The following is a 26232-nucleotide window of genomic DNA, read 5'->3' on the forward strand; positions in this document are numbered from 1 at the left end:
TCCCCGTGACCCGTCGGCCGGCGACGACCCATCCGGCTGGAGACAGGAGACCGTCATGAAGTTCGTCATCCCCGCCAAGCGTTCATCGACGAGGGTGCCCGACAAGAACTACCGTCCGTTCGCCGGGGGGAAGTCGTTGCTCGACATTCTCGTCGAGAAACTCGCCCGGCTGGCCGACGATCCGGGCGACGTCTGCCTGTCCTCCGAGGACGCGTCGACCCGGGAGTTGGCCGACCGGTACGGCGCCACCTATCTGCCCCGGCCCCGGCACCTCACGGAGAACTCGTACCCGTTCCAGTCCGTGGTCAACGAGGTCTGCAAGCAGGTGCCCGGCGACGACGACGTGATGTGGTGCCACGCCACCGACCCGTTCTTCGACGAGCACGGGGAGGTGGTGCGTACCTGGCGGGCCCGCGACACCGCCGCTGCGGACTCGATCGTGGTGGTGTACCCGATGAAGGAGTACCTCCTCGACCCGAACTTCAACCCGATGGGGTTCGGGTTCGGCCCCTGGCACCGCCCCTCGCAGGAGCTGCCGACCTATTACCAGCTCGGGTTCTCCTGCTCGATCATGACCCGGCACGTGGCGACGACCATCGGGTTGGTCGGCGCCCGCCCGATCTGGCACCAGGCGACGAACCTGACGATCGACATCGACACCCAGGCCCAGTTCGACCTCGCCGCCCGGCTGTACGAGCTGAGCAACCCGGCCTGACCGTCCGGGCCCGCCGCCGGGGCGGCATCGGGTGGACGGTGGGTCCCCACCGTCCACCCACCGGCCCCGGGCGGGTTCGTCGGGCGGCGCGGCCGGGAGGTCGGTTCACGGCGTGCGGGTCGGGACCTCGGTGGTGGGCCGTCGGGCCGTCGGGGTCGGACCGGCCGCACCGGCCGCGTCCGTGACGATGCGTTTGTACGCCTCGGCGTACTCGCAGCCGATGGCCGTGCCGTTGCCGCGCATCCGGTCCACCACCCACTGGACGTCGGCGCGGGGATCCGGTGAGCTGCGGAACTGGCTGCGGTGGGCGAGGATGGCCGACACCTTCAGCTCGGCGGTCTCCCCGACGTCGACGAGCAGGTCGGTGTGCTCGTGCCCGGGCACCCAGACCTCGGCCACCCGGTGCGCGGGCAGATCCTCGGCCAGCAGCTCGGGGAAGGCCCGGGGGTTGCGGGCGTCGGGGTAGACGGCGTTCAGCGCGGCCTGCCCGACGGCGAGGTGGTCGGGGTGGGACGCACCGATCGGGAACTGCAGCGACCGCAGCGGTTGGTGGGTGAGGACGAGTTCCGGCCGGTGTCGCCGGATCTGGCGGGTCAGGGCGAGTCTGAGCGCGGGGGTGTCCGCGAGCAGGCCGTCGGGCAGCCCCAGGAAGACCACGTCGGTGACCCCGAGCATCCGGGCCGCGTCGCGCTGCTCGGCGTACCGGGTGGCGGTCAGCTCGGGGGCCGGCACGGTCGGATCCTCGCCACCCTGCGCGCCGTCGGTGACGACCAGATAGGTCACCTGCGCGCCCTCGCCGGTGAGGCGGGCGACGGTGGCGCCGAAGGCGAATTCGGCGTCGTCCGGGTGGGCGGCGATCACCAGCACCCGGTGGAAGCTGCGGGGCAGCGGCAGGAGTCGACCGGAATCAGCCGGGGAGGCGGGCGTCATGGCGGCAACATACACGCTACGGGCGACATTGATCGACGCCGTGCTGGTTGCGGCCCAGGTTATTGACGTTTAGCATTTGACGGCGGTGTTCTCTGATCTGTCGGACGACACCGCAATGCGCAGCGCAGCATCGGACATGACGCACCACGGCACCGACTTCGCCTCACCGAACACCACCCTGAGTGCCACTTCTGCGCGACGAATCCTCCTGGAAGGCCGACCCGCTGGAACTGTCGCCACCCTTCGTACCGATCACGTCCATTCCGGCGAATTGTGGCAGTCCGTGGTGCGGGACGCGTCGGCGTGCCGGGTCCACAGGTGTGCGCCGGGCGGCGGCCGGGCCGGTGCGGCCGGGTGTCGCGGCCGGGCGGTGGACACCGTCGCCGCCGGCAACCGGCCGGGAAGTCCGAGATCCGTCGGTGCCGAGAGCGATTGGTGAGGCCGCATGAACGTCGGAGAGCACCTCGTCGCGAAACTCGTCGAGGAAGGGGTGGAGGTCGTCTTCACCGTGCCGGGTGAGCAGCACGACGCCATCTTCGCGGCGCTCGCCGACACGACGATCCGGGTGGTGCACACCCGGCACGAGCAGGCCGCCGCGCTGATGGCCTACGGGTACGCCCGGGCCAGCCGCCGGGTCGGCGTGTACCTCGTCATCTCCGGGCCGGGCGTGCTCAACTCGTTGACCGGGCTGGCCACCGCCTACGCGGGCGACGCCCGGGTGCTGTGCGTCGCCACCCAGATCCCCACCCCGGTGCTCGGGCGGAACCTGGGTGTCCCGCACGAGATCCCCGACCAGTTGGGCGTGCTCCGGTCGCTGACGGGGTGGGCGGCCCGGGTCGAGGAGCCCGCCGCGATCACCCACGTGCTCGGTGAGGCGTTCCACCGGTTGGGCCACCACCGCCCCCGGCCCGTCGCGATCGAGATCCCGACCGACGTGCTGGCCGCGGAGGTCACCGCCGCCCCACCGTGGCCGGGGTCGCCGCCCCCCGCGCCGCCGGACCCGCGCGCCGTCGAGGCGGCCCGCGCGGAGCTGGCCGCCGCCCGCGCGCCCGTCATCTTCGTCGGCAGCGGGGCGCGCGGCGCGACGGCGGAGGTCGCCCGGCTCGCCGAGCTGCTCCAGGCACCCGTCACGACGGAGCTGGGCGGGCGCGGGGTGCTGCGTGACGACCATGAGCTGTCGGTGTCGTTGCCCGTCGCACACCGGTTGTGGCCGCACGCCGACGTCGTCCTGGCCGTCGGGACCCGGCTGCTGCGGCCCCAGGTCGAGTGGGGCACCGAGGGTCTGCGGATCATCCGCGTCGACCTCGACGAGGAGGAGATCCACCGGGTGTCCCCGCCGGCGGTGTCCCTGGTGGGGGACGCCACCGAGGTGCTCCGCGCGCTGCTCGACGGGCTGCCGCCGGTGGGGCGGCGGTCGCAGTGGCGGGCCGCGGTCGAGGACGCCCGGCACGCGGTGGACGCCGAGCTCGACAAGCTCGCCCCCCAGGTCGACCTCGTCCGGGCGATGCGGGCCGCGTTGCCCGAGGACGGGTTCTTCGTCGACGAGATGACCCAGGTGGGTTACGTCGCCCGGCTGATGTTCCCGGTGCTGCGCCCGTCGACCTACGTGCTGCCGACGTACGTCGGGGCGCTCGGTTTCGGGTTCGCGGCGGCGCTCGGTGTCAAGGTCGCCTACCCGGACCGCGCGGTGCTGTCCATCTCGGGTGACGGCGGTTTCCTGTTCACCGCGACGGAGCTGGCGACGGCGGTCCAGCACGGGATCGGGGTCGTCGCCGTCGTCTTCGACGACGGGTCCTACGCCAACGTGAAGCGCGCCCAGCGCAAGTTCCTGACCCAGACGATCGGCACCGAACTGCACAACCCCGACTTCGTCAAGCTCGCGGAGGCGTTCGGCGCGGTCGGTGTCCGCGCCCACGACCCGCAGGAGTTGCGGGCCGAGATCGAGAAGGGCCTCGCCCGGGAGCGGGTGCCGACGGTGATCGAGGTTCCGGTCGGGGAGATGGCCAATCCGTGGCCGTGGATCCGATTGCCGCGGGTGCGCTGACAACGCCAGACTTCGATGCGTCGCCCATTCCCCGCGCCGGACGTGCGCCCCAGCCGTCAAGGAGACCCACCCATGCCGACCGCCCCGCGCAACGACGTCCCCCCGTTCCGCGCCGCCCTGGCGCACATGCGGACGCAGGAGATCGTGGCCGTCGCGCGCCTGTGCCAGGACTATCCCGACGCCGTCAGTCTCTGCTTCGGTGAGTCGGATCTCCCCACCCCGCTGGTCGTACGGCAGGCCGCCGAACTCGCCATGGCCCAGGGCAAGACCCGCTACGCGGACCGCCGGGGCATCGCACCGCTGCGGCAGGCGATCCAGGAGTACCACCGGCGTACCAACGGCGTGGAGGTCGAGCTGGAGCGGTTGTCGGCGACCTCGTCGGGGATGACCTCCATCATGATCTCGTTGCAGTGCCTGGTGGAACCGGGGGACAACGTCGTCGTCGTGGCGCCGGTGTGGCCGAACATCGTCATCGCCGTCGAGTCGATGGGCGCGACCGTACGGTTCGTCAACCTCGAAGCCGACCCGGACGGCTGGTCGCTGGATCTCGACCAGGTCGAGGCGAACTGCGACGACCGGACGCGCGCGGTGTTCCTGGCCTCACCCGGCAACCCGACCGGCTGGACGATGACCTCGGCCCAGCAGCGGGAACTGTTGGAGCTGACCCGGCGCAAGGGCATCTGGATCATCTCCGACGAGGTCTACAACCGGCTGGTCTTCGACGGGTCCGTCGCGACGCCGTCGATGCTGGAGGTCGCCGACGACAACGACGCGCTCTTCGTCGTGCAGAGCTTCTCCAAGACCTGGTCGATGACCGGCTGGCGGCTCGGTTGGCTGGTGCACCCCGCCGGCCTGGCCCACCAGGTGGGCAACCTCAGCGCGATCAACAGCACCGGGTCGGCCACCTTCGTGCAGCACGCGGGGGTCGCGGCGATCCGCGAGGGTGAGCCGTTCGTGGCCGAGATGGTGGAGCGCAGCGCGCGGGGCCGGGAGACCGTGGCGGACGCCTTCCAGGGCCACCCGCGCATCCTCGCGCCGGACGTCCCGGCCTCCTTCTACTCGTTCTTCCGGATCGAGGGCGTCGACAACTCCCTGGCGTACGCCAAGGAGCTCGTCGCCCGTGCCGGGGTCGGCATCGCGCCCGGCTCCGCGTTCGGCGACGGATTCGACGGCTACTTCCGGATCTGCTTCGCCCAGGACCCGAAGCGCCTGCAACTCGCCCTCGAACGCCTCATCGCCGCGGTCTGACCGGTCCCGCACGGGCCACCACTGCGGGTGGTCGGGTCGGGGCGCGCACGGCGCGGCTCGACCCGGCGGGGCGTCAGAGCCGGTCGGGGCTGAACGCGGCGATGTCCACCGTCGACCGTCCGTCGAGCGCGAGCTGCGCCAGGACCTCCCCGATGCCCGGGGCGAACTTGAAGCCGTGGCCGGAGCAGGCGCTGGCGTAGCAGACGCCGTCGAATTCCCGGGAGCGGCCGATGAGGAAACTCTCGTCGGTCGACATCGTGTAGATGCAGGAGCGACCCCGGCCCGTGGGCTGGACGGCCGGCAGCACCGGGCTGATCGTCCGCCACAGCTCATGCTGCTCCGCGTCGCTGGGTGGACGCCGGTCACCGTCGACGTCCTGCGGTGACAGTTGCCGGTTGTGGAAGCCGATCTTCAGCCCGCCGTCGACCGACCGCCAGCGGGGGAGCCCGTAGACCAGGGCTCCCCCGGCGTCCTCGTAGAGGAAGACCGGGAAACGTCCGGGCAGGTGGTCGCGTTCCCGCGCCTCGGCCACGTCGAACTCGAAGACGGGAATGCGCATCGGGGTGACGGCGGGGGCGATCTCACCGGGCAGGAAGCGACCCACCCAGCCGCCGACCGTCAGCACCACCGCGCCGCAGCTCACCTCCCACCCGTCGCCGACGACCGTTACGGTGCCCCCGGAGCCGGGGGAGAGCGTACGCACGGCACGTCCGTGGACCAGGTGGGCGCCGGCGGCGGTCGCCCGCGTCAGGTAGGTGAGCCGGGCGTTGTCGGCGAAGAGCATCAGCGCGTCCGGCTCGTGGACGGCGACCGCGTCGGGCTGGACGTGGAAGGCGGGAAACCGGCTGGTGATCTCGCCCGCGTCGAGGTACTCGTGGTTGATCCCGCACCGGAGCGCGGTGTCCCGGGAGCCCTGCACCAGCTTGGAGTCGGGGGAGCCGACGAACAGGCCGCCGGTGCGCAGCGCGATCGTCTCGTCGGTCGCGGCGTCGAGTTCCCGCCACCCCTCGTACGAGCTGTCCAGCAGCGGGACGTACTGCTCGCCCTCCCAGTACGCCCGCCGGAAGATGCGGGTCTGGCCGTGCGAGGAACCCAGGTCGTGCAACGGTCCGTGGGCCTCGACGCCCAACACCCGCGCTCCCCGCCGGCTGAGCTGGTGGAGCGCCGACGCACCCATGATCCCGAGCCCGACGACCACCACGTCGTACGTGGGGGACACCTCACCCCACCGCGCATCCGGGCCCGTGGGGGCGGGCCAGTTCCCGTGAGCGCTGCGCGGCGGCGGTGAGCGCGGTCAGGATGGAGCCCTTCAGCCCGGCGGCGTCGAACGCGGCGATGCCGCGCTCGGTGGTGCCGTTGGGCGTCATCACCTCGTGGCAGAGCTGCATCGGCGGTTTCCCGCTCTCCGCGATGAGGGTCGCGGTCCCGCCGAACACCTGCACCGCCATCTCCCGGCCGGCCGCCTCGCTGAAGCCCCGGGCGGCGGCGAACTGGCAGAAGGCGTCGACGATGTAGCTCACGAACGCCGGTCCGCCGCCGCAGATCGCGGTGGCGTCGTCGACCAGTTCCTCGCGGTCGACCCGCAGTACCCGGCCGATCACCCCGAGCAGGGCCTCCGCCTGGGCAGTGGTCTCCGCCGACACCTGCGGGCCGGCGTGGTAGACCGACATCCCCTGGAACACCTCGGACGGTGTGTTGGGGATGGACCGGACGACCTGCGTGGTGCCCAGCGTCGTGGCGATCGTCTCGGCGGTGAGGCCGGCCATCACCGACAGCACCGGCGTCCCCGGGGTGAACCGGTGGCGTTCGGCGTCGGCGAACTCGGCGAAGACCTGCGGCGGGACGGCCAGCACGACGAAGTCGCCGTCGGCCAGATCCAGGTGGGCGACGACCGTGAGCCCGTCGAGTTCGGCGAGGAGTTCGCGTCGGGCGGCACTGCGCTCGACCACGACGATTTCCGGACCGGCCGGTCCGCCGAGCAGCCCCCGGATGATCGCCAACCCCATGTGACCACCGCCGACGATGACCAGCCGCCGGGTGGCGGTCATCCGCGCGACTCCGCGTGCGCCATCGTCACCTGGTAGTTGGTGACGACGTCGGACACCGTCGTACGGTGCAGGACCCGCCGTTGCCGCAGGTCGTACGGGCGGCCGCGGTGCATGGTGCAGCGGTTGTCCCATACCGTGAGGTCGCCGACGCGCCAGTGGTGGGTGTAGACGAACTGGTCCTGGGTGGCGAACTCGATCAGCTCTTCGAGCAGGGCCCGCCCCTGTTCGACCGGCCAGCCGACGATGTGTGAGGCGTGTGAGGCGAGGAAGAGGCTGCTGCGGCCGGAACCCGGGTAGTGGTCGACGACCCGCTGCGGCACCGGCGGCAGCGCGGTGGCGATGTCGGAGTTGAAGCTGTCGAACCCGGACTTCGCCCGGGAGTGGGCGATGCTGTGTTCGGCGACGAGGTTCTCGACCTGGCGTTTGCGCTCCGGCGGCAGTGCGTCGTAGGCGGCGCGCATGTCCGCGTACTGGGTCTCGCCTCCGGTGGGGGGGATCTCCCGGGCGGACAGCAGCGAACACTTCGCCCGGACGGCCTTGAAGGAGCTGTCGGTGTGCCACATCTGGTTGCCCAGGTTGTAGCGGGTGAGGCGGTCCTCGGGGTCGAGGAGCTTGCCCTCGTGGTCGAGGTTGGAGATGTCGGTGAACTCGTTGCTCAGCCGCAGCGCCTTGCCGGCGAAGTTCGGGGCGGTCTCCAGCGGCCCGAACAGCCTGCTGAAGCTGGTCTGCTGCTCGTCGGTGACCGGTTGGTCGGGAAAGACGAGGACCGCGTAGCGCTCAAAGGCCGCGTGGATCTCGGCGAAGACGTCCTCCGGTACGGGCGTGGTCAGGTCGACGCCGGTCACCTCTGCGACGAAGAGCGGATGGAGTGGCTTGAGGGTTATCGCCACGGATGTCTCCTTATCAGCGGTCAGGGAAGACGTCGGCACAGATCACAGGGAGGACACAGGCATCGAAGGCCGACATTGGCACGCATTCGACGCCGAATGTGAATAGGCGGTTTCCTGGACACCATTTTCCATGCCCCGGCAACCCTCTCAAGTGGATGAAATCTCCCAAGTCGGGGCAGCGTTACCGGATCGTGACCTAAATCTATATGTAAGAACGTCGATAGTGTGGACGACTGTCGGATGGCCGTCCGCCCAGCCGGGAGGGGTCGGCGACGGGTGGATCGTGGGGTACCTTCCCTGACGCACCGGTAGATGTAGGTCGATATATGGGGGTGTCGGTTCATGGGCGTGGGGACCGCCGTCGACCTCGCCGGGTTGGTGCGGCGATCGGTTGCCGACCATCCGGAGGCGGTCGCGCTGGAAGTCGGCGACCAGTTCCTGAGCTACCCGGCACTCTGGCGACGCGCGGGCCTCCTCGCGGCGCGGATCGCCGCCACGGCCCCTGGCGCCACCCGCGTCGGGCTGTTCTCGACCCGCTCCGTGACCTCGTACCTCGCCTATCTGGCGGTGCTCCGGCTCGGCGCGACCGTGGTGCCCCTGCACCCCGGCGCTCCCGTGACGCGCAACGCCGGCATCGCGCGCCGGGCCGGCCTGGCCGCCGTCGTCGTCGACGAGGTCGATCCGGCCCTCCTCGGTGCGTTGGCCGACGTGGGCGTCCGGCTGGTCCACCCGGACGACGACCGGCCGGTGGCCGGCGGCGGACCCGACGACGGCGGACGGACGGTCACCGGCGACGACGTCGCCTACCTCCTGTTCACCTCCGGCTCCACCGGAGTGCCCAAGGGGGTGCCGATCGCCCACCGCAGTGCCGCCGCCTACGTGCAGCACGTGGTGCGCCGCTACGACATCGGCGTCGGCTCCCGGCTCACGCAGAACTTCGACCTGACCTTCGACCCGTCCGTGTTCGACCTGTTCGCGGCCTGGAGCAGCGGCGCGACGCTGGTGGTCGCCACCGCCAGGGAACTCCTGCGTCCGGCGACGTTCGTCAACGAGCGACGGATCACCCACTGGTTCTCGGTGCCGTCGCAGGTCTCCTACGCGCGCCGGCTGCGGCTGCTCGCCCCCGACGCCATGCCCGACCTCGGCTGGAGCATCTTCATCGGGGAGCCGTTCACCCGTGAGCAGGCGGCCGTGTGGCACGCGGCGGCGCCGCGCAGCGTGATCGAGAACGTGTACGGCCCGACCGAACTCACCGTGAGCTGTGCCGAGTACCGGCTACCCCGGTCACCGGCCGACTGGCCGACGACGAGCAACGCGACGGTGCCCATCGGGCTGGTGCTGCCCGAGCACGACTGGATCCTGGTCGACCGCGACGGCCGGGCCGGGCGCGACGGCGAGCTGTGCGTGCGGGGCGTCCAGCGGTTCGCGGGCTACCTCGATCCCGAGGAGAACACCGCGCGCTTCCTCAGCTTCGACGGGGGCGACGACCGTGCGCGGGTCTACGACGGGACCGGACCGCTCACCCCGGCGCACTGGTACCGCACCGGTGACCGGGTCCGGGTCGAGAACGGCCACCTGGTCCATCTGGGCCGCCTCGACCGGCAGGTCAAGATCCGCGGCTACCGCGTCGAACTCGGCGAGATCGAGGCGGCGCTGCGCGGGCTGGACGGCGTCATCGACGCTGCCGTCGTGCTGCTCGGGCAGGCCCCGGCCGAGTCGCTGGTGGCGTTCTGCACCGGCGACACCGAGCCGGCGCGGGTGGCCACGGAGCTGCGCGGGGTGCTGCCGCCGTACATGACGCCCACCCGGGTCGAGTGGCTCGAGGCGATGCCCCTCAACCAGAACGGCAAGGTGGACTACCTGCGGTTGGCCTCGGTCGCCGCCGACGGGTCCCGCTGAGGCGCGGGAACCGCCGAATGCGGCATCAACCGGCTCGGACGCCACCGCGCCGTCGCGACCCGGTCCGACCGGCTTGCCGTGCGCTGCGCAGCCGGCGTCACCGTCGCCGCTGTCGACGAACGGCCGTGGCGCAGGTCTCAGGAGCGCTGCTTCCTCGTCCAGATGACGTAGCCGGCGCAGAGGATCAGCATGAGGACGACGATGCTGGTCCATGCCCAGCGGGCGAAGGGCTCGTCGGCCACCACGGCGCGGATGCCCGCCAGGACGGCAAGCGCCGGCGGGCCCAAGCCGTACCACTCGGAGAAGGTCAGCTCCTTCATCGCCTGCCGCATGCGGCGAGTCTAGTCACCACCTGCTGCGATACCGGGCCTAGCCGACGACCTCGGCGTCGATCACGGCCCAGGAGTGTGGTCCGGTGGCCACGAGCGCCAGCCGGTCGCCGGCGGTGAGCACGCCGTCGGCGGCCAGCAGGTCGGCGTTGACGAGCAGGTCCGCGGCGAACTCGTGGGCGTGCGCGGCCAGGCGACCGGGCAGCAGCTGGTCGAAGGAGTAGCCGGCCGCGCCGGTGAGGAACCGCTGGGCGGGCAGCCGGTAGTTGTTGAACAGGGCGTGGGTGAAGTCGCGCGGACCGCGACCGGTGGCCTCCCGGGCGGCCTTGACGGCCGACCGGCCGAGCAGCACGTTGCGGCGCTGCGCGGCGGGGCTGTTGTCGGTGAGGTCACCGCGCCAGTCGCTGCGCAGCGCCATGCCGTTGACGAGCAGGACGAGCCCGTCACCCGCCGGCCGGTGCCGGGTCACCAGGGCTGCGGCGGCACCGTCACTGAGGACCGACAGCTCCGCGTCCATCATCCGGCCGCGACCGACGACACGGTCCGCGGTGACGACGAGGACGGTGTCGACGTCGGTCGTCGCGAACAGCCCCTGGACCGTGCCCAGCAGCAGGCCGAGGTTGGCGCACCCGTGACCGGCGACGGTCTGGGTCGCGGCGCCGGGTGCGTCCACGGCCCGGGCGAGGCGCACGTTGTTCCTGCGTACGCCGTCCCCGTCAGCGGTCTCCGTCGCGTAGACGATCGCGTCCGGCACCAGCCCGCCGGCGAGCGCACGCGCACCGACCTCGCCGGCCATCTCGATCGAGGACATTGTCGTCACTCCATACGACTCCAGCCCGTCGTCGAGCAGCCGTGGATTGTCGGCACCCACCTCGTCCAGCTCCCGGACGAGGTGTTTCGTCCCGTGCAGATGGGCGATGGAGGAGAGGTAGAACGCCGCCACGGGAGGTCCTTCCGCCTTGCCGGAACGCTGGCCGACAGGGTACTACGACGGGGGTGTCGCACCGGCCACGTACGTTTTCCGAAATGGCCGGGGTCGATGTCGGAGCGCTTGTCGCCGCCGGACCCGCCGCCACCGCGCTCGGCGCTTCCCACCCGCTGCCGTGCTTGCGACACCGTCGTCGCGCTCTCCCCCGCCCGACGGCGGGCGGGGGAGAGTCGTGGTGGCGGTGTGGTCGGGCGGGGACCGTCCCCGCACCCGTGGGCGGGGTCAGGCGACCGTGCAGGCCGCGCCGTTGAGGGTGAACGAGGTGGGCTTGGCGGTGTTGCCGGTGTGGTTGGCCTGGAATCCGATGTCGACCGACCCGCCGGCCGGGATGGCGGCGTTGTAGCTGGCGTTACGGGCCGTCACCTGGCCGGACGAGGGGGAGTAGGAGGCGTTCCACCCGGAGGTGATGCTCTGACCGCCGGGCAGCGTGAAGACCAGCGACCAGCCGTTGACAGCGCTGGAACCGGTGTTGGTGATGGTCAGGTTCTCGGTCAGGCCGCTGTTCCAGGCGTTGACGCTGGCGGTGACCCGGCAGGCCCCGGAGCTGGGCGGCGGGGTGGTCGTCGGCGGCGGGGTCGTCGGCGGCGGCGTGGTCGGCGGCGGCGTGGTAGGAGGCGGGGTGGTCGGCGGCGGGGTCGTCGGCGGCGGGGTGGTCGGCGGCGGGGTGGTCGGGGTCGGGTTGGTCAGGCCGAAGAACCCGAGGGCGACGGCGGCCATCCCACCGGAGGGCAGGCTGTGCCCGGCACCCTGGACGCTGTACGCCTCGACGAGGACGTTGCCGCTGGCGTCGGCGTAGCGGCGGCGGTTCCAGTTGGCCTGGGGGGTGTCGGTGGAGGTGGGTGTCTGGCTGAGCCCGAACACGTTGGTCCACTGCTCGATGGTCTCCTGGAGCAGCGAGTACGGCACCAGGGTGTCGGCGGTGCCGTGCCACAGCTGCACCTTCGGCCGGGGACCGGAGTAACCGGGGTACGCCTGCTGGCGGACCGCGTCACCCCACTGCTGCGGGGTGCGGTTCATGTTCCCGCCGGTGCACTGGCTGGCGCCGGGCGGGTAGTCGGCGGCGTTGGCGAAGCAGTTGTAGGGCACCCCCATGAAGGCGGCCCCGGCGGCGAACACGTCGGGGTAGAGCGCCAGCATGTGGTTGGTCATCATGCCGCCGGAGGAACTGCCGGTGGCGAACACCCGGCGGGGGTCGCCGCCGTACTGCCGCTGGGCATAGTTGATCATCGAGACGATCGACACCGGGTCACTGCCACCGCCCCGGCGCTTCGCGGCGTCCGACCAGGTGTCGAAGCAGTTGCCGAAGCCGGCCTGCTGGGTCGCGGACGGGTAGATCACGATGTAGCCGTACCGGTCGGCCAGCGAGGCGAACTCGCTGCTGGAGTAGAAACCGGGGCCGGTGCCGCCGCAACCGTGCATGGCGACCACGACCGCCGGGTTGGTCGGGCGGGTGTTCGGTACGTAGATGTGCATCCGCATCCGGCCGGGGTTGTCGCCGAAGTTGGTCACCTCGACCAACGACGCGGCGTACGCCGGTTGGAGCGTCGGTACCACCAGGGCGGCGGCCGTCAGAGTGGCCACCAGTGGCGCCGCCAGGGCGAGTAACAGTTTCCGTCTGATTCTCATGGGGCGTGACTCCCTCACAGGTTGAGATCGGCCGCGCGGCACGGGTGCGCCCGGATGCCCGTGTCGTCCGCGCCGGCCCTTGGCGTCCGGCATGCCCTGCCCCGGCCCGAGGTGGCATTGCATGGCACTTAGTGTTCTCTTCGGTCCGACAAGTGTCAATCGAATGGCCTCGATACACTGGTCGATCACCGACGTACGCCCGGTCCACCGTGGAACCACGCCCGGTAGGCGGGCCCGGGTACGCCGTCTACAGTCGGTGCCACCGTCGCCGAGCCGAGCCCGGAGCGTCCCGTGCCACACCCGTTCGACATCGAGGAGATATTCCCCGACGACGGGGACCACCCGGTACGGCTGCCCCGGCGGCAGGCCGGCAACTCGCCCCAGGGCGTCGCGGTGACCCTGCTGGCCGACTACACCCTGCGTACCCGTGCCTGGTTGCCGTCCGCCGCCATCGTCGCGCTGCTGGCCGAGTCGCACGTCAGCCTCGCCGGCGCGCGGACCGTGATCAGCCGACTGGCCCGCCGGGGCGTCCTGGAGGGCAGCCGGCAGGGGCGGCGCAGCTCGTACCGGCTCAGCCGGTCCGCCGCCGTCAGCCTCTCCGTCGGCGGCAGCTGGGTGATGGCCGCCACCACCACGACCCAACCGTGGGACGAGTGCTGGACGCTCGTCGCCTTCTCCCTGCCGCAGGAGCGCAGCGCGCAACGGCGGGCCCTGCGTGGCCGGCTGCGCTGGCTGGGCTACGCGCCGCTGTACGACGGGCTGTGGATCTCCCCGCACGAGTTGACCCCGAAGGCCCGGGCCCAGCTCACCCAGCTGCACCTCGGCGCGGTGACCGTCTTCCGGGGCCGGCGGGTCGACCTCGACGCGGTCGCCGGGCGCGACCCGCTCGACGCCTGGGACGTCGCGGCCGTCGCCGCCCAGTACGAGAGCTTCCTGCGGCGCTGGCGGCCCCTCCTGCCGCGGATCGCCGCCGGTCAGGTCGACGGCGCCGAGGCGGTACGGGCCCGGACCGAGGTGATGGACACCTTCCGGCGTTTCCCCACCCTCGACCCGCAGCTACCGCTGCGGCTGCTGCCCGCCGGCTGGCTGCGCGGCCCCGCCCGGGAGACCTTCGCCGCCGTCTACGACGGGCTCGCCGACACCGCCGAGCGGCACGTCCGGGCCGTCGTCGCCCGGTTCGCCGACGGCACGTACGCCGACGTGCGGGCGCACAGCACCGCCGACCTCCTCGCCGGGGTGTGCGCCACCGAAGCCCGCAGCTCCGCCCCACCCACAGCCGACACCGACCTGGCGGAGTCGTCCCCGTCGCACTGACCCGGCCACTGCCGGCCCCTCGGCCCGCTCAGAGTTTCAGCCCCTCCACGGTGCCCAGGTCGTACCAGGTGAGGGAGAAGGGGCTGTCGCCGGACGGCACGACCGGGAACACGCCCCAGCTCTCCAGGACCGCACCGGGCCGCAGGGTGAAATCCGTGCCGGGCCGCTGCGACGTGCAGTACGTGTCGACCGGGAAGACCTCCCGGCCGTCGGCCAGCGTCAGATGCGACGACTGGAGATCCGCCGCCCGGGCCGGGCAGCTGAGCACCCAGCCGCCGGGGGACCGGGTCGTATAACGCAGCTGCACCCGCACCGTACCCGCCGTCATCTCCAGACCCGTGACGGTCGCCGTGTTCTGCCCGTCGTCGTAGAGGAGGCGACTCATCCGCCGTGGGCCGGACTCCGGCGACGCCGAAGCGGCCGTGCCCGCGTCCGCGTCAGGCCCGTCGGTCGACGCGGCGGGGTTGCCGGACGTCGGCTGCGCGGGCCCGGCGGCGGTCGCCCCGGCCGGTGCCGCCGCGTCCGACCCCGGCCCGGTCGACTCCGGCTTGTTGAGCGTGAGCCAGACCACGGCGGCGGCCCCCAGCACCGCGATGAAGACGACGCCGACGATCAACCCGACCAGATGCTTGCGCAACATCGATGATCCTTTACTGCCGGTGGACAGGCTCCTTCCACGCTAGATCCCGATGGCAAGATCCGCAGGTCGGCGGCCGTCGGCTCACCGGCGGCGGGCCCGTTCCAGCACCTCCTCGGCGGTGAGCGGGCTGCGCGGATGGTGGCTGAGCGACAGCGGGGTACGGATCTTCACCGGCGCGGCACCCTCGGCGGCGAGGTAGAACTCACCGGTGCCGAGGCGGGAGATGTCGGCGACGTCGCCGCCCTTCGCCTTCGCCATCTCCCGGGCCGCCTCCAGCTGGATCGGGCTGTTCAGCCGGCCGTAGAGCTGGGTCGCCGCGTTGCCCGGGATGCGGTTGTGCAGCCCCTTGGGCGACTGGGTGGCGAAGATCAGGCCCAGGCCGTACTTGCGGGCCTGGGCCGCCAGCGCCAGCGTGCTCTGGGTGCACGCGGTCATCGCGCCGGACGGGGCGAACGTCTGCGCCTCGTCCATCACCAGCAGCCCGAGCAGCGGCCGGTCGTTCGCCGGATGCTGCTTGATCCAGGCGAACAGCGCCATCTGCAACTGGTTGACGAAGCCCTGCCGGGCCTCGTCGGATTGCAGGCCGACGAGGCTGATGACGGAGATCCGCGCCCGCCGGCCCGGCTCGGGGGTCAACAGCAGCCCCGGGTCCATCGGGCTGCCCTCGCCGCCGAACAGCGGATCGTTGACCATCGCCGCCGCCAGCGACTGCGCGATCCCCACCCCGATCTTGTCCGCCCCGTCGATGTCCAGCAGCCCGTCCGGCAGGTCGGCGAGAGTGTCGATCAGGCCCTGCACCCGGCTGCCGCCGCGCCGGCCGTAGTGCTCGACGGCCTTACGCAGCACGGCGAGCCCCAGGTGGACCTTGTTGGTACGACCGGTCAGCTGGGCACGGGGCGCCAGCGCGGCGACAGCCGCCTCGACGGCCTCGTGGAACTCGTCGGGGTCGTCGCGCACACCGCGGAAGTCCGGCAGCGGCTGGAAGCTCAGCGGGCGACCCGACGACCGGCGCGGCGTCCACACCAGTACGTCGGTCCCGGCGAGGTACGCATCGGCCTTCTCCGCGTCCCCGGCACGCCACTGCGGCGGTGGCTCCGGCCACCCGTCACCGAGCCGGGCCAGGTCGTTGTTGGGGTCGAGGACGATGGCGGAGACCCCGGCGAGGGCACACTCCTCCAGGATCCGCCGGATCAGCACCGTCTTGCCGGACCCGGAGCCGGCGAAGAGGGTGGTGTGCTTGCGGAGGGCTTCGAGGGAGAGCGGCACGGGTGCACCGGTGCGGTGGTCGTACCCCACGATGAGGTGCGGACCGGCCTGCCCACCGTCGGCCGGCGGCGGATCACCCCGCCCCGCCCCGGAGCGCCCGTCACCCGCCCCCACGTCACCCGCCCCCGCCGGTGCCGTCTCGGCCGGTGCCAGGTCGGCCGTCGTCGTCTCGGCCGGTCCGGCGGCGACCGGTCCGGCGGCGACCGGTGCGGTGCGGTCCGGTTCGGTGCGGTGCGGTCGTACCGCCGCATCGGTTGCGTCGCCACCGGGAGGGTCGGGGAGCCAGTCGGCCACGGAACCCAGGGCCTGTCGCAACACGGTGACGTTCCGGGTCGGTCGACGGGCGGTCAGCCAACCCCGCAGGTCGACGGGTGACTCGGCGAGCATGACCCGCAGGGCCCCCAGGATGCGGAGATCCTCGGGGTCCAGCGGGAGGATCGTCCCGCCGGCCCGGGTGAAGGCCGCGATCGCCTGCCGGGTCTTGGCCCCGCCCGACCAGGCGCCGTTGCGGAGCAGGAAGAGCTTGCGGCGGGTCACCCGGGCGTCGAGCCCCGCCACCGTGCACGCCTTGCGGAGCCGGGTGAGCGCGGCGATCGCATGGTGCTCCTCGCTGATCGCCCGGAAACACCAGTGGACCTGGTCCTCGGTGGCCTCGTCGAGGGTGAGCCGGAGCCGGGCGTGCAGCGGCGGCTGGGCGCTCGGCGGCGGATCCACGCTGAACGATCCACCACCCTCGCCGCGCTCCACCACCCAGGCGGTCAGGCCCGCCGCGAGCAGGGCGGGGACCGTGCTGTCCTCGCTGTCGCGGGCCAGCGGGCCGGACACGTCGACCTCGCTCTTGAGCTGGGCGAACCTGGTGTCGAAGCGCTCCAGGTCCCCCACGGGGGACAGGCGCGGGCGGTGGGGTCGCGGTTCCGCCGTGGCACCGAGCCGGGTCAGCTCCCGCACCTCACCGGCGGCGACGCAGGCCCGGACGTGCCGGTCGATGTCGATCAGCAACTGCCGGGGTGTCATCTGCGCGGCCTGCGCGAAGGCTTCGGGCCGCACCGGCCACGACGGATACGGGGGTACGAAGCCGCGCTCGGCGAACCGGGCGGCGAACCGCCGCTCGACGATCTGCCGGGCCAGGGTGGCGTCGTGGATGGTGGTGAGCCGGGGTGCCACCCGGAACCGGTCGCTCACCGTGTCCACCGTCCGGCTCGTGATGATCGTCCACGAGGTCGGCAGGCAGGCCACCAGGGTGAGCGTGCGGCGGGTGAGCTGGCGCAGTGACATCAGGCCGTCGGCGATCCGGGCGTGCACGGCGGCCTGCTCCGGGTCGTCCTGCCCGCCCGACCGGTGGCGCAGGACGTCACCGGCGGCCACGGACTGCGCGATCAGGGTGTCGATCTGGTCGACGGCGATCACGGACGGGCCGGTGAGGGCCAGCAGCCAGGAGATCTCCTGGACGATCTGCTGCGCGTTGCGGGGTGCCCGTCGCATGCCCCAGGCGCCACGTTCGCCCGGCTCCCCCTCCTCACCGGAGGTGAAGTAGTTCTCCGCGATGTCGCGGTGGGTGCCGTCCTCCGAGGCGCTCAGCGCGAGCGCCCGGGCCGTCTCCCGGCAGGCGCGCGCCACGTGCGGGGCGTACCCGACGAGCCCGTCGACGAACGCGTCCAGGGCCGGCCGGGTCAGTTCGGTGTCACCCATCACCGCCCGGCGGGCCGAGCGGGGCGCCCCGACCATCGAGGAGAGCCGGCGCAGCAGCAGCCGGAGCTGGCTCTCGGCGTCGGGCACCGGGCGGGACAGCCCGTCGAGCATGCAGGCGAGCACACTGTCCCAGAAGCCGTGCGCGTCGAGCAGCCCGACCAGGAAGAAGTAGCCGCCCTGCTGCTGCACCTGCTGGCGGATCCAGCCCAGCAGGTGGGTCTTGCCCGAGCCACGCTGACCCTGCAGCACCAACCCGATCGGGCTGCTGTCGGCGCTGTCCCGGGCGTCGGCCACCCCGGCGAGGACGTCGCGGGCCACGGCGGTGTGCAGACCCTCCACATGGAACGGCGAGGGCCGCCAGACGTCGTCGGGCACCGGCGCCCAGTCGAGCCTGAGCGCCGCCAGGGCCGCGTGCTCCGCCACGGTCATCCCACCCCGATCGCCAGCAGGTGCTTGTCCTGGCCGCCCAGCCGCAGGGCCGCCGCCACGTCCGCCGAGGTGAGCGCCTTCTGGTTGGATTCCGGGACGATGTCCACGTCCGGCTCGCGCTCCAGGTCCCGCAGCGCCTCGTCGAGGTCGGCGGGGTCGACGTCGCCGAAGAACGGCCGCAGCCGGGTCAGGCTGACCCAGGCCCCCGGCTCGGCGGCCAGCGCCGCGTACGCGTGCCGGACGCGCAGACCCAGGGTCCGCCGCAGGTCCGGCGCCGCCGTACCGGCCCGTACGTCGGTCAGCGCGAACAGCTCACCGAACGAGCGGTAGTCGCTGCGGACCATGACCCGGTCCCGCAGGTTGACCTGCAACGCCGTCAGCGCCCCGCCGAGGATGCGGCCCTGCGCCGACTGGAAGGGCAGATCCTCCTGCACCCGGACCCAACCCTTGTCGGCGAGCTGGTGCAGGAAGGTGTTGCCCTCCCGGCGGCTGTCGACGAATCCGAGGCGGTTGAGCTTGTCCCGGTAGGACTTGCGCACGTCGACGCCGTACCGGTTGCGCAACTCGGTGTTGGGCACCTCCCGGGCCTCCGCCATCAACACGAACAGGATCGCGGCCTCAGAGGGGGTGAGGTCGTCGCCGGCCATGGGATCTTCCTTCCGCCAGGTCACGTCGCCGGGCCCGGATCAGGGTGCCGATCTGGTGCACCACCGCCCCGACGTCGTGGTTGATTCGGGCATTGGTGAAGCGCAGGACGGCGTAACCGTCCAGCTGCAACCGCACGTCGCGTTGCCGGTCCGCCTCGAACCGGTCCGGCCGGCAGTGCTCCGGGCCGTCGATCTCGACGACACACCGCTCATCGGGCCAGAGCAGGTCCAGGCAGACCGCGGGTGAGAGGGGGTGCGGCTGGTGGTACCGGTTCCAGACCCGGCCCGCCGACCAGCTCTGGCCGGCCAGGGCGGCCTCCAGCAGCGCCTCGGTCGGGCTGCCGGGGTGGGGGCGTCCGACGACCTGCGGGGGTGTCGTCGGCACCGCCGCGGGGTGTTCGTCCGCCGCCGGGGTGAGCGGGACGGTGACCACCCGGTCCTCGTGCCGTAAGGGTGCGCCGGCCAACCACACGCCGACCCGGCCGTGGTGACACAGCCACTCCGCGCCCGCCACGACGGCCTGCTCGCCGGCCGGGTCGAGGCCGGCGGGCACCTCGATCAGCAGATTCGCCTGGGGGCGTCCGAACCCCTGCGCCACCACCCGGGTCAGCCCCGGACACCGGATCTCCGGGGGGAACGGGTCGACCGGTGGTCGTCGGCCGGACAACGCCACGGTGGCCAGGTACGCCAGGAACGCGGCGGAGTGCGCGGAGCCCCGCGCCCGGGCGATCGCGGCGGCCCGGACGGCGGTCAGGCCGTACGGGTCGGCGCGGGGGAGGTCGGCGGCCTCGGGGAGCCACCCCGGCAGCAGCCCCACCGCCACCCGTTCCAGCTCGTCGAGGACGGCGTGGACGAAGGAACCGGCGGTACGGGTCGGGCCGGGTTGCAGCACGACGGCGGCCGGGCCGACCGGTTCCCCGGTGACGGTTGCCGCGACGGTGCCGGTGGGCACCCCCGGAATCTGCACGACGCGATCCGTGGGCAATGCGGCGAGTTGACGGACGAGACTCATGGCCGGTCACCGGCGCGGACCGCGATGACCCTCTCCGGAGGGGGAGCGGATCGGGTGGAACTCAGCGGTCCTCATCCTCCCCGGGCGGCCATCGGACGAACCCGAACACACTACGAAGCGGTTCGCCGCCAGCGCCATAGCTGTCCCCGGTCAGTCGTGCTTCGGACACCCGACCGCGCGACGGAACCGGCAGGAGCTAGCTCTTCTCCGGCTGCGCGTCGTGTCGCTCCGGTTGTTTGTCGGCGAGCGCCTGCGCCCGGCGGCTCAGCGACTCGACGTGGGCGGTCAGCTTCCCGACGGCTGCCTCGTCGGTGTCGTCCAGGGTCGCCAACCGGTCGAGCAGGGCGGCATGGTCGGAGGTCAACTGCCGGTAGCGTCGGGCGAAGCCGCTGTCGTCGCCCTGACGCCCGTACAGCAGGGCGTACTGCGGGTCGAGGTCGATGATCTGCTGGGCGAGCCCGGCGGTGGCGGCGCTGAGCGCGCTGCGGCTGTCGGTGAGCCCGTCGCGGCGGACCCGCCGGGTCGCCGCCAGCCGCCCGGCCCGCCGGCCGCCGAGGTAGAGCAGCGACGCTCCGGCGACGACCCCGGTCACCGCCGCGGCGGCGAGCAGGAACCGGGGCAGCGACGGGCTGATCGTGCGGGCCCCGTCGGGTACGGTGCCGGCCTTGACCAGCCGGTCGTAGTTGACGGCAATGACCTTCACCGCCTCCAGCGGGCGGTCGGCGAAGGTGTCGATGCCCCGGCCGATGATCATTTCTGCGGCGGCGGCCTTGCCCAGGTTCTTCTTGTCGTATCCGGGCACCAGGGCGCAGCCGTAGGTGTCGTAGTCGTAGTCGTCGCCGTCGCCGTCGCGGCTGAGCACCAGCACGACCGTCCCGTCGGCGGCCCGGTGCACCTGCTTGCAGGTGTCGCGCAGGTCGGCCCCGGGGGAGCGCAGGATCACCACCAGCCGACGGTTGCCGATGATCCGTTCCGCCGCGGCCCGGTCCACGTCGAGCCCCGGGTCGGCATAGAACGACGTGGTGCGCACCTGCCGGGCGACCGGCCCGTCCAGCGCCCCGCCGCTCCACACCGCCCAGCCGGCCAGCGCCAGGCAGGCCAGCACGGCCAGGCCGAACGGGGTACCGAGCAGGCCGACGACACGCTGCCGCCGGGAGGCACCGGCACCGGTCCGCCGGGACGGATCGGCGCGCTGCGGCCGGGAGGGGCCGGCACCGGTCCGCCGGGAGTCGGAACGGGTCATGACAGCCGGCCTCGCAGGTAGTTGTCCGGGCGGTAACTGGCGATGCCGACCTGGCGGGCGGTGTCGTCCAACTCGGCCGTCGCCTCGTCGAGCAGCGTACGGACGTGCCGGGCGGGCAGCTTCTCCTCCCATGCCGACCGGGCGGCCTGGAGCGCGACGATGCCCCGGGTCAGCGCCGGGTTGCTGCGGGCGTCGGTCAGCAGGGACACCTCGACGGCCAGCGCGGTCAACCCGGCCAGCCGGACCGGGGCGGTGTCCCGTCGGCGGCCCAGCCCCCGGTCGGGGCGGCGCAGCGACCGGGCCGACAGGATCAGGAACGCCGCCACGCAGCCCGCGAAGAGCCACGGCAGCGCCGGCAGCGCCACCCGCAGCGGATCGGCCGGCCGGTAGGGTAACGGCCGCTCGAACAGGCCCGCGTAGCGCAGGTCGGTGACCCGGTTGAGGTAGACGCCCAGCACGTTGCGCTGCGGATAGTCGGAGCGGCTGAGCACGCTGGCGAACTGGCCGTAGAAGCTCGCCCCGGCCAGCTCCGCGAAGTCCGCCGCGCCGGGCCCGTGGTATTCGATCCAGAGCCCGTACATCACCACGATCGGCTGGTCGGGGAACTGGGCGCTCAGGGCGGGGCCGTACCGGGGCAGGGGTTCGCCGTAGCGCTGCACGGGCAGCGCGACGTACCAGGCGCCGTCGGGAAAGGCGTTGCGGGCGGCGGTCTCGGGCACGTCGGTGAGGGTCGCGCCGGGCGCGACGTGCCTACCGGTCGCCCGCAGGTCGGTCAGGACGGCGGTCAGCTCCGGCCCGCTCGGCTCGCGCCAGCGCAACTCGTCCCGGTCGGCCTGGGTGGACTCCTTGCGCAGCGCGGTGATCAGGGCGATCAGCAGGTCGGTCACGTCCCCGGTGGCGAACTGCGCCCGCCAGGCGGGCAGCGTGTCGGAGCTGGCCTGGTAGAAACCGCCGCTGACCTCGGTACCGATCACCCGGATCGTGGCGTTCTCCACGTCCCGGACCCGCTCGCGTTCATCTTTGTCGAGGCCGGGTGGGGCGACCAGGATCCGGGTGTCGCCGGCCACCTCCCGGACCCGCTGCTCGTTCCAGTACGCCACCGCCCCCGGTAGGCGTACCACCGGCGCGGCGGCGACCAGCGCGGTCATCTCGTCCACCGACGGCACGGTGGCCCGGTCGGCGGTGCCGGCGCTGTCCGTGGCGACCCCGGCCGTCGACGCCGGTGACCGGCCGTAGCTGACGTCGATGCCCTGCTGCCGCTGGGCGAGCAGGAAGACCACCAGCACGAGCACGGCGACCCCGAGCAGCGCCCAGCGCAACGGCTCGGCCAGGCGGCGGTATCCGCGGGCGCTCATCGCTGTCCCCGCCACAACCGGTCGGCCTGCCGGGCGTGTTCGGCCGCCGCCCGCGCCGCGTCCACCCCGCCGCGGGCACCCGCGAGCGACTCGGCGCGGGTCAGCAACCGTTCCGCCTCGGGCACCCGGTCCGGCGCGGCGTCCCGGCTGACGGCCGCGCTGTCGATCGCCGCCCGCGCGGCCGACCAGGCGGTCCGCCGCTGCTCGGAGCGGGCCCGACGGTGGGGCAGCAGGGTGGTCACCACGCCCGCGGCCACCAGCAGCACCGCGCCGGCCAGCCAGAACAGGTAGGGGTGTGCCATGGGCTCCAACCGTTCGCCGGGGTCCGGGGGACGGCCCCCGGGGGTGGTCCGACCGAGTCTCGCTGATCGGGTCAACCCGCGCCACACGGGCCCCGACCAGGGCAGTTGTCGCTGCGATGGGTGGTGTGACGGTGATCGTGAGTACGGGTGCTCATCCGGTGACCCAGCCGGCGGACGATGATCGGGGCGTGCAGATGACGCGTACCCGTACCCTGCTCGGCGGTGTGCTCCTCGCGGCCGCGACGATCGGCACCTGGGTGGCCTGGCTGGGGTGGGAGAGCGGCTACTCGACGGACCCGCGGACCGGCGCGACCAGCGGCCCGTACGCGGTCTGGCAGGTCGTCGGCGCGGTGCTCACCCTGGTCGTGGTCGCCGCCGTCGCCGGGTGGCTGCTCAGCCCGGTGCTGGTCGCGCCGGTGATGACGGTGGCGTTCACGGCCTGCTGGTCGGGGCACGCGGCGGCCACCGACGACTCGGGGCTGTGGGTGGTGGGGGCGGTGCTGGTGCTGCTCGGCACCGGCGTCGGCAGCACCCTGGTCAGTCTCGGCACCCATCTGCTCCGCCGCCGCACCCGGTGACTTCACCGCCGGCCCTGCTGGCGGATTGCCGACAGGACGCCCGGGGCCGGTAGGGGGCACTGTTGACGCAGGTGGATGGGGGTGTGGCCGGGGAGGCGCGGCGCACCCGCCCGGCCGGCCGGTGGTGACCGCGCCCGGCCGCCACCGCCCGGTCCGGACAACGACGTCACCATCTCCGGCCGGCGGGCGTCGCGTCCGTCGACCGGGCCAGCAAGGAAGGAGGGGCCGGGATGGCCGCTCCCACCGTGACCGCCAGCCTCGACGCCTCGACCTACTCCCCGGGTGAGCCGATGACGCTCACCGTCGGCTACGCCGACCCGGACACCCGCCCCGTGACCGTCACCATCGTGCTGACCGACGCGGACGGCAACAGCAGCGCCCCGGTGCGGGTCACCGCGGTGATCGACCCGCTCGGCGTCGAGGTAGCCGACGACTCCGGCCGGGCCTGGACGAAGGTCTCGGACACCGGGACGACCGCCGTGTACCGGGCGGTGGCCTGATGCCCCGGGTCACCGTGACGGTACGTGACCAGGGTGGACGTACCGCCAGCGCGGCGGTCGACTACGCCCTGGCGCCCCCGGTGTGGGGTGGCTACTACCTGGCCGGCAACGCCGACCCGACGGGGGACATGGTGGGCGGGAACTTCCGTTCGCTGACCCAGTACCGCAGCCTCGCCGACGCCTACGTCTTCCCCGGCTACGGCATGTCCTGGCTGCGTGATCTCGGTCGGGCCGGGGTCGCGCCGAACATGGTGCTGGAGTTGAAGCACTACGGCGCGGGTAGCCCCGGCGCGCAGACGTTCACCGTCGACGGGGTGAACTGGACCGTTCCCGCGCCGGCGATGACCATCCAGCAGCGTCCGGGCACCACCTGGCCCCGGGCGTACGGGTACGGGCAGGTGCTCGCCGGTCAGTGCGACGGGCTGCTCGCCCGCGCCCTGTCGCAGTACCGGACGCTGGGGTTCCCGGTGAACCTGCAACTCGCCTCGGAGTTGGACACCGACCACGAGTTCGGCACCACCGAGTCGGGGGTGTCGTTCACCTGGGCCGAGTCGGACGCCCGCGCGGTGCAGGCGCTGACCTACGTGGTGAACTGGCTGCGGGCCCGGGGCCTGCCCGCCGGCACCACCTTCTCGGTCGGCTCGGGCGGCTTCGATCGGGCCGCCTTCCGGCGTACCCATCCGGAGGCGTTGATGTCCCGGGTGGATTTCCTCCAGTGGAACGTCTACGCGACCGACCCGACCCACACCGCGCTGGGCCGGTTCCGCCGGACGTGGGACTGGGCGGTGGCGGACCTCGGGCCGGTGGCGCTCTCCCGACCGGTGATCATCGCCGAGTGGGGGGTGCAGGCGTCCGCCCTTCCCGACCAGGCGGCCTGGATCGCCACCGTGCCACCGGCCCTGGCCCGGCTCAACGCGGAGCGGGGGCCCCGGATCGTGCGGGCGAACTACTTCAACTCCGGCTGGGGGACCCTGACGCCGAAGCAGCCGGGCCTGGCCGCCCTGCGCGCCGCGTACGCGACCAGGCCGTTCGGCTGAGGCGCGGGGCGCGGGTCAGCCGTCGCCGAGCCGGCGGGTCGGGGCGGAACGCGCGGCATATGCCTGTCACGGTATATGAGCTGCCGGTGGAGCCCGGGCGGGTGCCCGCCCGGCTCCCTATGCTCGGGGCATGGAACTGCGGATCTTCACCGAGCCCCAGCAGGGCGCCACCTACGACCAACTGCTCACGGTGGCCCGCGCCGCCGAGGACGCCGGCTACGGCGCGTTCTTCCGCTCCGACCACTACGTGGCGATGGGGTCGTCCACCGGCGAGCCCGGCCCCACCGACGCCTGGACCACCCTGGCCGGGCTGGCCCGGGACACCTCCCGGATCCGGCTCGGCACGCTGGTCACGGCGGCCACCTTCCGGCTGCCCGGCCCGCTGGCGATCACCGTCGCCCAGGTCGACCAGATGAGCGGCGGCCGGGTCGAGCTGGGCATCGGCGCCGGCTGGTTCGCCGAGGAGCACACCGCCTACGGCATCCCGTTCCCGTCGGTGGGGGAGCGCTTCGACCGGCTGGAGGAGCAGCTCGCCGTCATCACCGGGCTGTGGGCGACCCCGGCCGGTGAGCGGTTCGACCACGCCGGGAAGCACTACCCGGTCGCCAACTCCCCGGCGCTGCCCAAGCCGGTGCAGCAGCCCCGCCCGCCGATCCTGCTCGGCGGCAAGGGCCCCAAGCGCACCCCGCGCCTGGCCGCCCGGTACGCCGACGAGTTCAACCTGCCCTTCGTCTCGGTCGACGAGACGGTGGCCCAGTTCGGCCGGGTCCGCGCGGCCTGCGCCGAGGCCGGCCGCGACCCGGGCACCCTGCGCTGGTCCAACGCACTGGTGCTCTGCTGCGGCCGGGACGACGCCGAGGTGGCCCGTCGGGCCGCCGTCATCGGTCGGGAACCGGCCGAGCTGCGGCAGAACGGGGTCGCCGGCACCCCCGCCGAGGTGGTCGACACGATCGGCCGCTACGCCGAGGCCGGCAGCGAGCGGATCTACCTCCAGGTGCTCGACCTGGCCGACCTGGACCAGTTGGAACTGGTCGCCGCCGAGGTGATGCCCCAGCTCTGACCCGGCCCACCGCAGGCAGGCGGGAGTCCGGGGCCGGCCGGAGGCGGGGACCGGCGGGTGGTCAGCGGTGGCGGCGGCCACCCGGCTCGCGTACCACGGTGTCCAACCGGCCGTCCCGGTCGCTGTCCAGGTAGGTGATGTCCGCGATGCCGTCCCCGTCCAGGTCGAACTGGACCACGTCGGCGATCCCGTCCCCGTCCAGGTCCGTCACCACCTGCGTCGACCCGTCCAGGTGGTGGGTGACGATCGAGTGCGCCCCGGTCCCCGCCACCGGGGGCGTCGACGGGGGCTGCGGCGCGGGCGTCGGCACACCGCGCTGCGGGTACGCCGACGGCGGGGCGCTCGCCGGCTCCAGGCCGACCCCGGTCGGGTCGATCTCCTCCTCGGACGGGTAGACGTCGCCGTGCAGGATCGGGTCGCGGTAGCTGCTCATCGCGCCATGG

General features: G+C 72.8%; 24 protein-coding genes. 9 read left to right on the top strand and 15 right to left on the bottom strand.

From position 1 onward, the window contains the following. Positions 1–55: 55 nt before the first annotated feature. A complete protein-coding gene (locus AB0B63_RS25500) occupies positions 56–715 on the top strand; it encodes a hypothetical protein (protein WP_208568852.1) in 660 nt (219 codons plus the stop codon). 105 nt (positions 716–820) lie between these two features. Here AB0B63_RS25500 and AB0B63_RS25505 read toward each other — a convergent pair whose 3' ends face one another. Beyond that, the gene (locus tag AB0B63_RS25505) at positions 821–1645 is read right to left on the bottom strand and encodes a PIG-L deacetylase family protein (RefSeq protein ID WP_357023010.1); all 825 of its coding nucleotides are present in this window, start codon (positions 1643–1645) and stop codon (positions 821–823) included. Positions 1646–2090: 445 nt separating this feature from the next. On the opposite strand from AB0B63_RS25505, the gene AB0B63_RS25510 reads away from it, so the two are divergent. Both AB0B63_RS25510 and AB0B63_RS25515 read left to right on the top strand, forming a co-directional pair. After that, positions 2091–3689 (top strand): thiamine pyrophosphate-dependent enzyme, encoded by a 1599-nt coding sequence (locus AB0B63_RS25510; protein WP_357023013.1) that lies wholly within the window; start codon positions 2091–2093, stop codon positions 3687–3689. A 72-nt stretch (positions 3690–3761) separates the two neighbouring features. Then, positions 3762–4937 carry a pyridoxal phosphate-dependent aminotransferase gene (locus tag AB0B63_RS25515; protein WP_208568855.1) on the top strand — a complete coding sequence of 392 codons (1176 nt, stop codon included), beginning with the start codon at positions 3762–3764 and terminating at the stop codon, positions 4935–4937. Positions 4938–5010: 73 nt separating this feature from the next. On the opposite strand, the gene solA is transcribed toward AB0B63_RS25515, so the two are convergent. Genes solA through AB0B63_RS25530 form a run of 3 tightly spaced genes read right to left on the bottom strand, consistent with a single transcriptional unit; the run spans position 5011 to position 7875 of the window. After that, positions 5011–6156, bottom strand: coding sequence for an N-methyl-L-tryptophan oxidase (solA, locus tag AB0B63_RS25520; protein ID WP_357023017.1), 1146 nt, complete (start codon positions 6154–6156; stop codon positions 5011–5013). A gap of 1 nt (position 6157) precedes the next feature. Continuing rightward, positions 6158–6985 carry a pyrroline-5-carboxylate reductase gene (proC, locus tag AB0B63_RS25525; RefSeq protein ID WP_357023020.1) on the bottom strand — a complete coding sequence of 276 codons (828 nt, stop codon included), beginning with the start codon at positions 6983–6985 and terminating at the stop codon, positions 6158–6160. After that, on the bottom strand, positions 6982–7875 hold the full coding sequence (locus AB0B63_RS25530) for a TauD/TfdA family dioxygenase (protein ID WP_357023023.1): 894 nt from the start codon (positions 7873–7875) through the stop codon (positions 6982–6984). The genes proC and AB0B63_RS25530 overlap by 4 nt, the downstream gene beginning before the upstream one ends. A gap of 342 nt (positions 7876–8217) precedes the next feature. Between AB0B63_RS25530 and AB0B63_RS25535 the strand changes: the two genes are divergently transcribed. Continuing rightward, a complete protein-coding gene (locus AB0B63_RS25535) occupies positions 8218–9774 on the top strand; it encodes an AMP-binding protein (RefSeq protein WP_357023026.1) in 1557 nt (518 codons plus the stop codon). A gap of 137 nt (positions 9775–9911) precedes the next feature. On the opposite strand, the gene AB0B63_RS25540 is transcribed toward AB0B63_RS25535, so the two are convergent. From AB0B63_RS25540 to AB0B63_RS25550, 3 genes are all read right to left on the bottom strand, one after another. Beyond that, the gene (locus AB0B63_RS25540) at positions 9912–10106 is read right to left on the bottom strand and encodes a hypothetical protein (protein WP_357023029.1); all 195 of its coding nucleotides are present in this window, start codon (positions 10104–10106) and stop codon (positions 9912–9914) included. 37 nt (positions 10107–10143) lie between these two features. After that, a complete protein-coding gene (locus AB0B63_RS25545; protein WP_208568860.1) occupies positions 10144–11046 on the bottom strand; it encodes a hypothetical protein in 903 nt (300 codons plus the stop codon). A 267-nt stretch (positions 11047–11313) separates the two neighbouring features. Then, positions 11314–12717 (bottom strand): PHB depolymerase family esterase, encoded by a 1404-nt coding sequence (locus AB0B63_RS25550; RefSeq protein ID WP_357023032.1) that lies wholly within the window; start codon positions 12715–12717, stop codon positions 11314–11316. Positions 12718–13008: 291 nt separating this feature from the next. Here AB0B63_RS25550 and AB0B63_RS25555 point away from each other — a divergent pair, with 291 nt between their 5' ends. Then, positions 13009–14031 carry a PaaX family transcriptional regulator C-terminal domain-containing protein gene (locus AB0B63_RS25555; RefSeq protein WP_208568862.1) on the top strand — a complete coding sequence of 341 codons (1023 nt, stop codon included), beginning with the start codon at positions 13009–13011 and terminating at the stop codon, positions 14029–14031. 28 nt (positions 14032–14059) lie between these two features. On the opposite strand, the gene AB0B63_RS25560 is transcribed toward AB0B63_RS25555, so the two are convergent. From AB0B63_RS25560 to AB0B63_RS25590, 7 genes are all read right to left on the bottom strand, one after another. After that, positions 14060–14671, bottom strand: coding sequence for a hypothetical protein (locus tag AB0B63_RS25560; protein WP_357023035.1), 612 nt, complete (start codon positions 14669–14671; stop codon positions 14060–14062). Positions 14672–14752: 81 nt separating this feature from the next. Beyond that, positions 14753–18049: an ATP-binding protein gene (locus AB0B63_RS25565; RefSeq protein WP_357023038.1), complete on the bottom strand. Its 3297-nt coding sequence runs from the start codon at positions 18047–18049 to the stop codon at positions 14753–14755. Between the two features lie 2 nt (positions 18050–18051). Next, entirely contained in the window at positions 18052–18702 is a 651-nt protein-coding gene (locus tag AB0B63_RS25570) for a hypothetical protein (protein WP_357023041.1), read from the bottom strand. Continuing rightward, positions 18674–19714 carry a DUF559 domain-containing protein gene (locus AB0B63_RS25575; RefSeq protein WP_357023044.1) on the bottom strand — a complete coding sequence of 347 codons (1041 nt, stop codon included), beginning with the start codon at positions 19712–19714 and terminating at the stop codon, positions 18674–18676. Before AB0B63_RS25575 ends, AB0B63_RS25570 begins: the two co-directional genes overlap by 29 nt. A gap of 196 nt (positions 19715–19910) precedes the next feature. Then, positions 19911–20957, bottom strand: coding sequence for a hypothetical protein (locus tag AB0B63_RS25580; RefSeq protein WP_357023047.1), 1047 nt, complete (start codon positions 20955–20957; stop codon positions 19911–19913). Continuing rightward, entirely contained in the window at positions 20954–22312 is a 1359-nt protein-coding gene (locus AB0B63_RS25585; RefSeq protein ID WP_357023050.1) for a hypothetical protein, read from the bottom strand. The genes AB0B63_RS25580 and AB0B63_RS25585 overlap by 4 nt, the downstream gene beginning before the upstream one ends. Further along, entirely contained in the window at positions 22309–22614 is a 306-nt protein-coding gene (locus tag AB0B63_RS25590) for a DUF6403 family protein (protein WP_219464181.1), read from the bottom strand. Before AB0B63_RS25590 ends, AB0B63_RS25585 begins: the two co-directional genes overlap by 4 nt. Positions 22615–22808: 194 nt before the next feature. Here AB0B63_RS25590 and AB0B63_RS25595 point away from each other — a divergent pair, with 194 nt between their 5' ends. The 4 genes from AB0B63_RS25595 (at position 22809) to AB0B63_RS25610 (ending at position 25789) form a co-directional block, all read left to right on the top strand. After that, positions 22809–23192 (top strand): hypothetical protein, encoded by a 384-nt coding sequence (locus AB0B63_RS25595; protein ID WP_357023144.1) that lies wholly within the window; start codon positions 22809–22811, stop codon positions 23190–23192. A 230-nt stretch (positions 23193–23422) separates the two neighbouring features. Further along, on the top strand, positions 23423–23692 hold the full coding sequence (locus tag AB0B63_RS25600) for a hypothetical protein (protein ID WP_357023054.1): 270 nt from the start codon (positions 23423–23425) through the stop codon (positions 23690–23692). After that, on the top strand, positions 23692–24729 hold the full coding sequence (locus tag AB0B63_RS25605) for a hypothetical protein (RefSeq protein ID WP_357023057.1): 1038 nt from the start codon (positions 23692–23694) through the stop codon (positions 24727–24729). The genes AB0B63_RS25600 and AB0B63_RS25605 overlap by 1 nt, the downstream gene beginning before the upstream one ends. A 130-nt stretch (positions 24730–24859) precedes the next feature. Further along, entirely contained in the window at positions 24860–25789 is a 930-nt protein-coding gene (locus AB0B63_RS25610) for an LLM class F420-dependent oxidoreductase (RefSeq protein WP_219464177.1), read from the top strand. Between the two features lie 61 nt (positions 25790–25850). On the opposite strand, the gene AB0B63_RS25615 is transcribed toward AB0B63_RS25610, so the two are convergent. Beyond that, entirely contained in the window at positions 25851–26222 is a 372-nt protein-coding gene (locus tag AB0B63_RS25615) for a hypothetical protein (RefSeq protein WP_357023060.1), read from the bottom strand. Positions 26223–26232: the final 10 nt, after the last annotated feature.

This window comes from Micromonospora sp. NPDC049081 (assembly GCF_040648835.1).
GTDB lineage: Bacteria > Actinomycetota > Actinomycetes > Mycobacteriales > Micromonosporaceae > Micromonospora > Micromonospora antibiotica.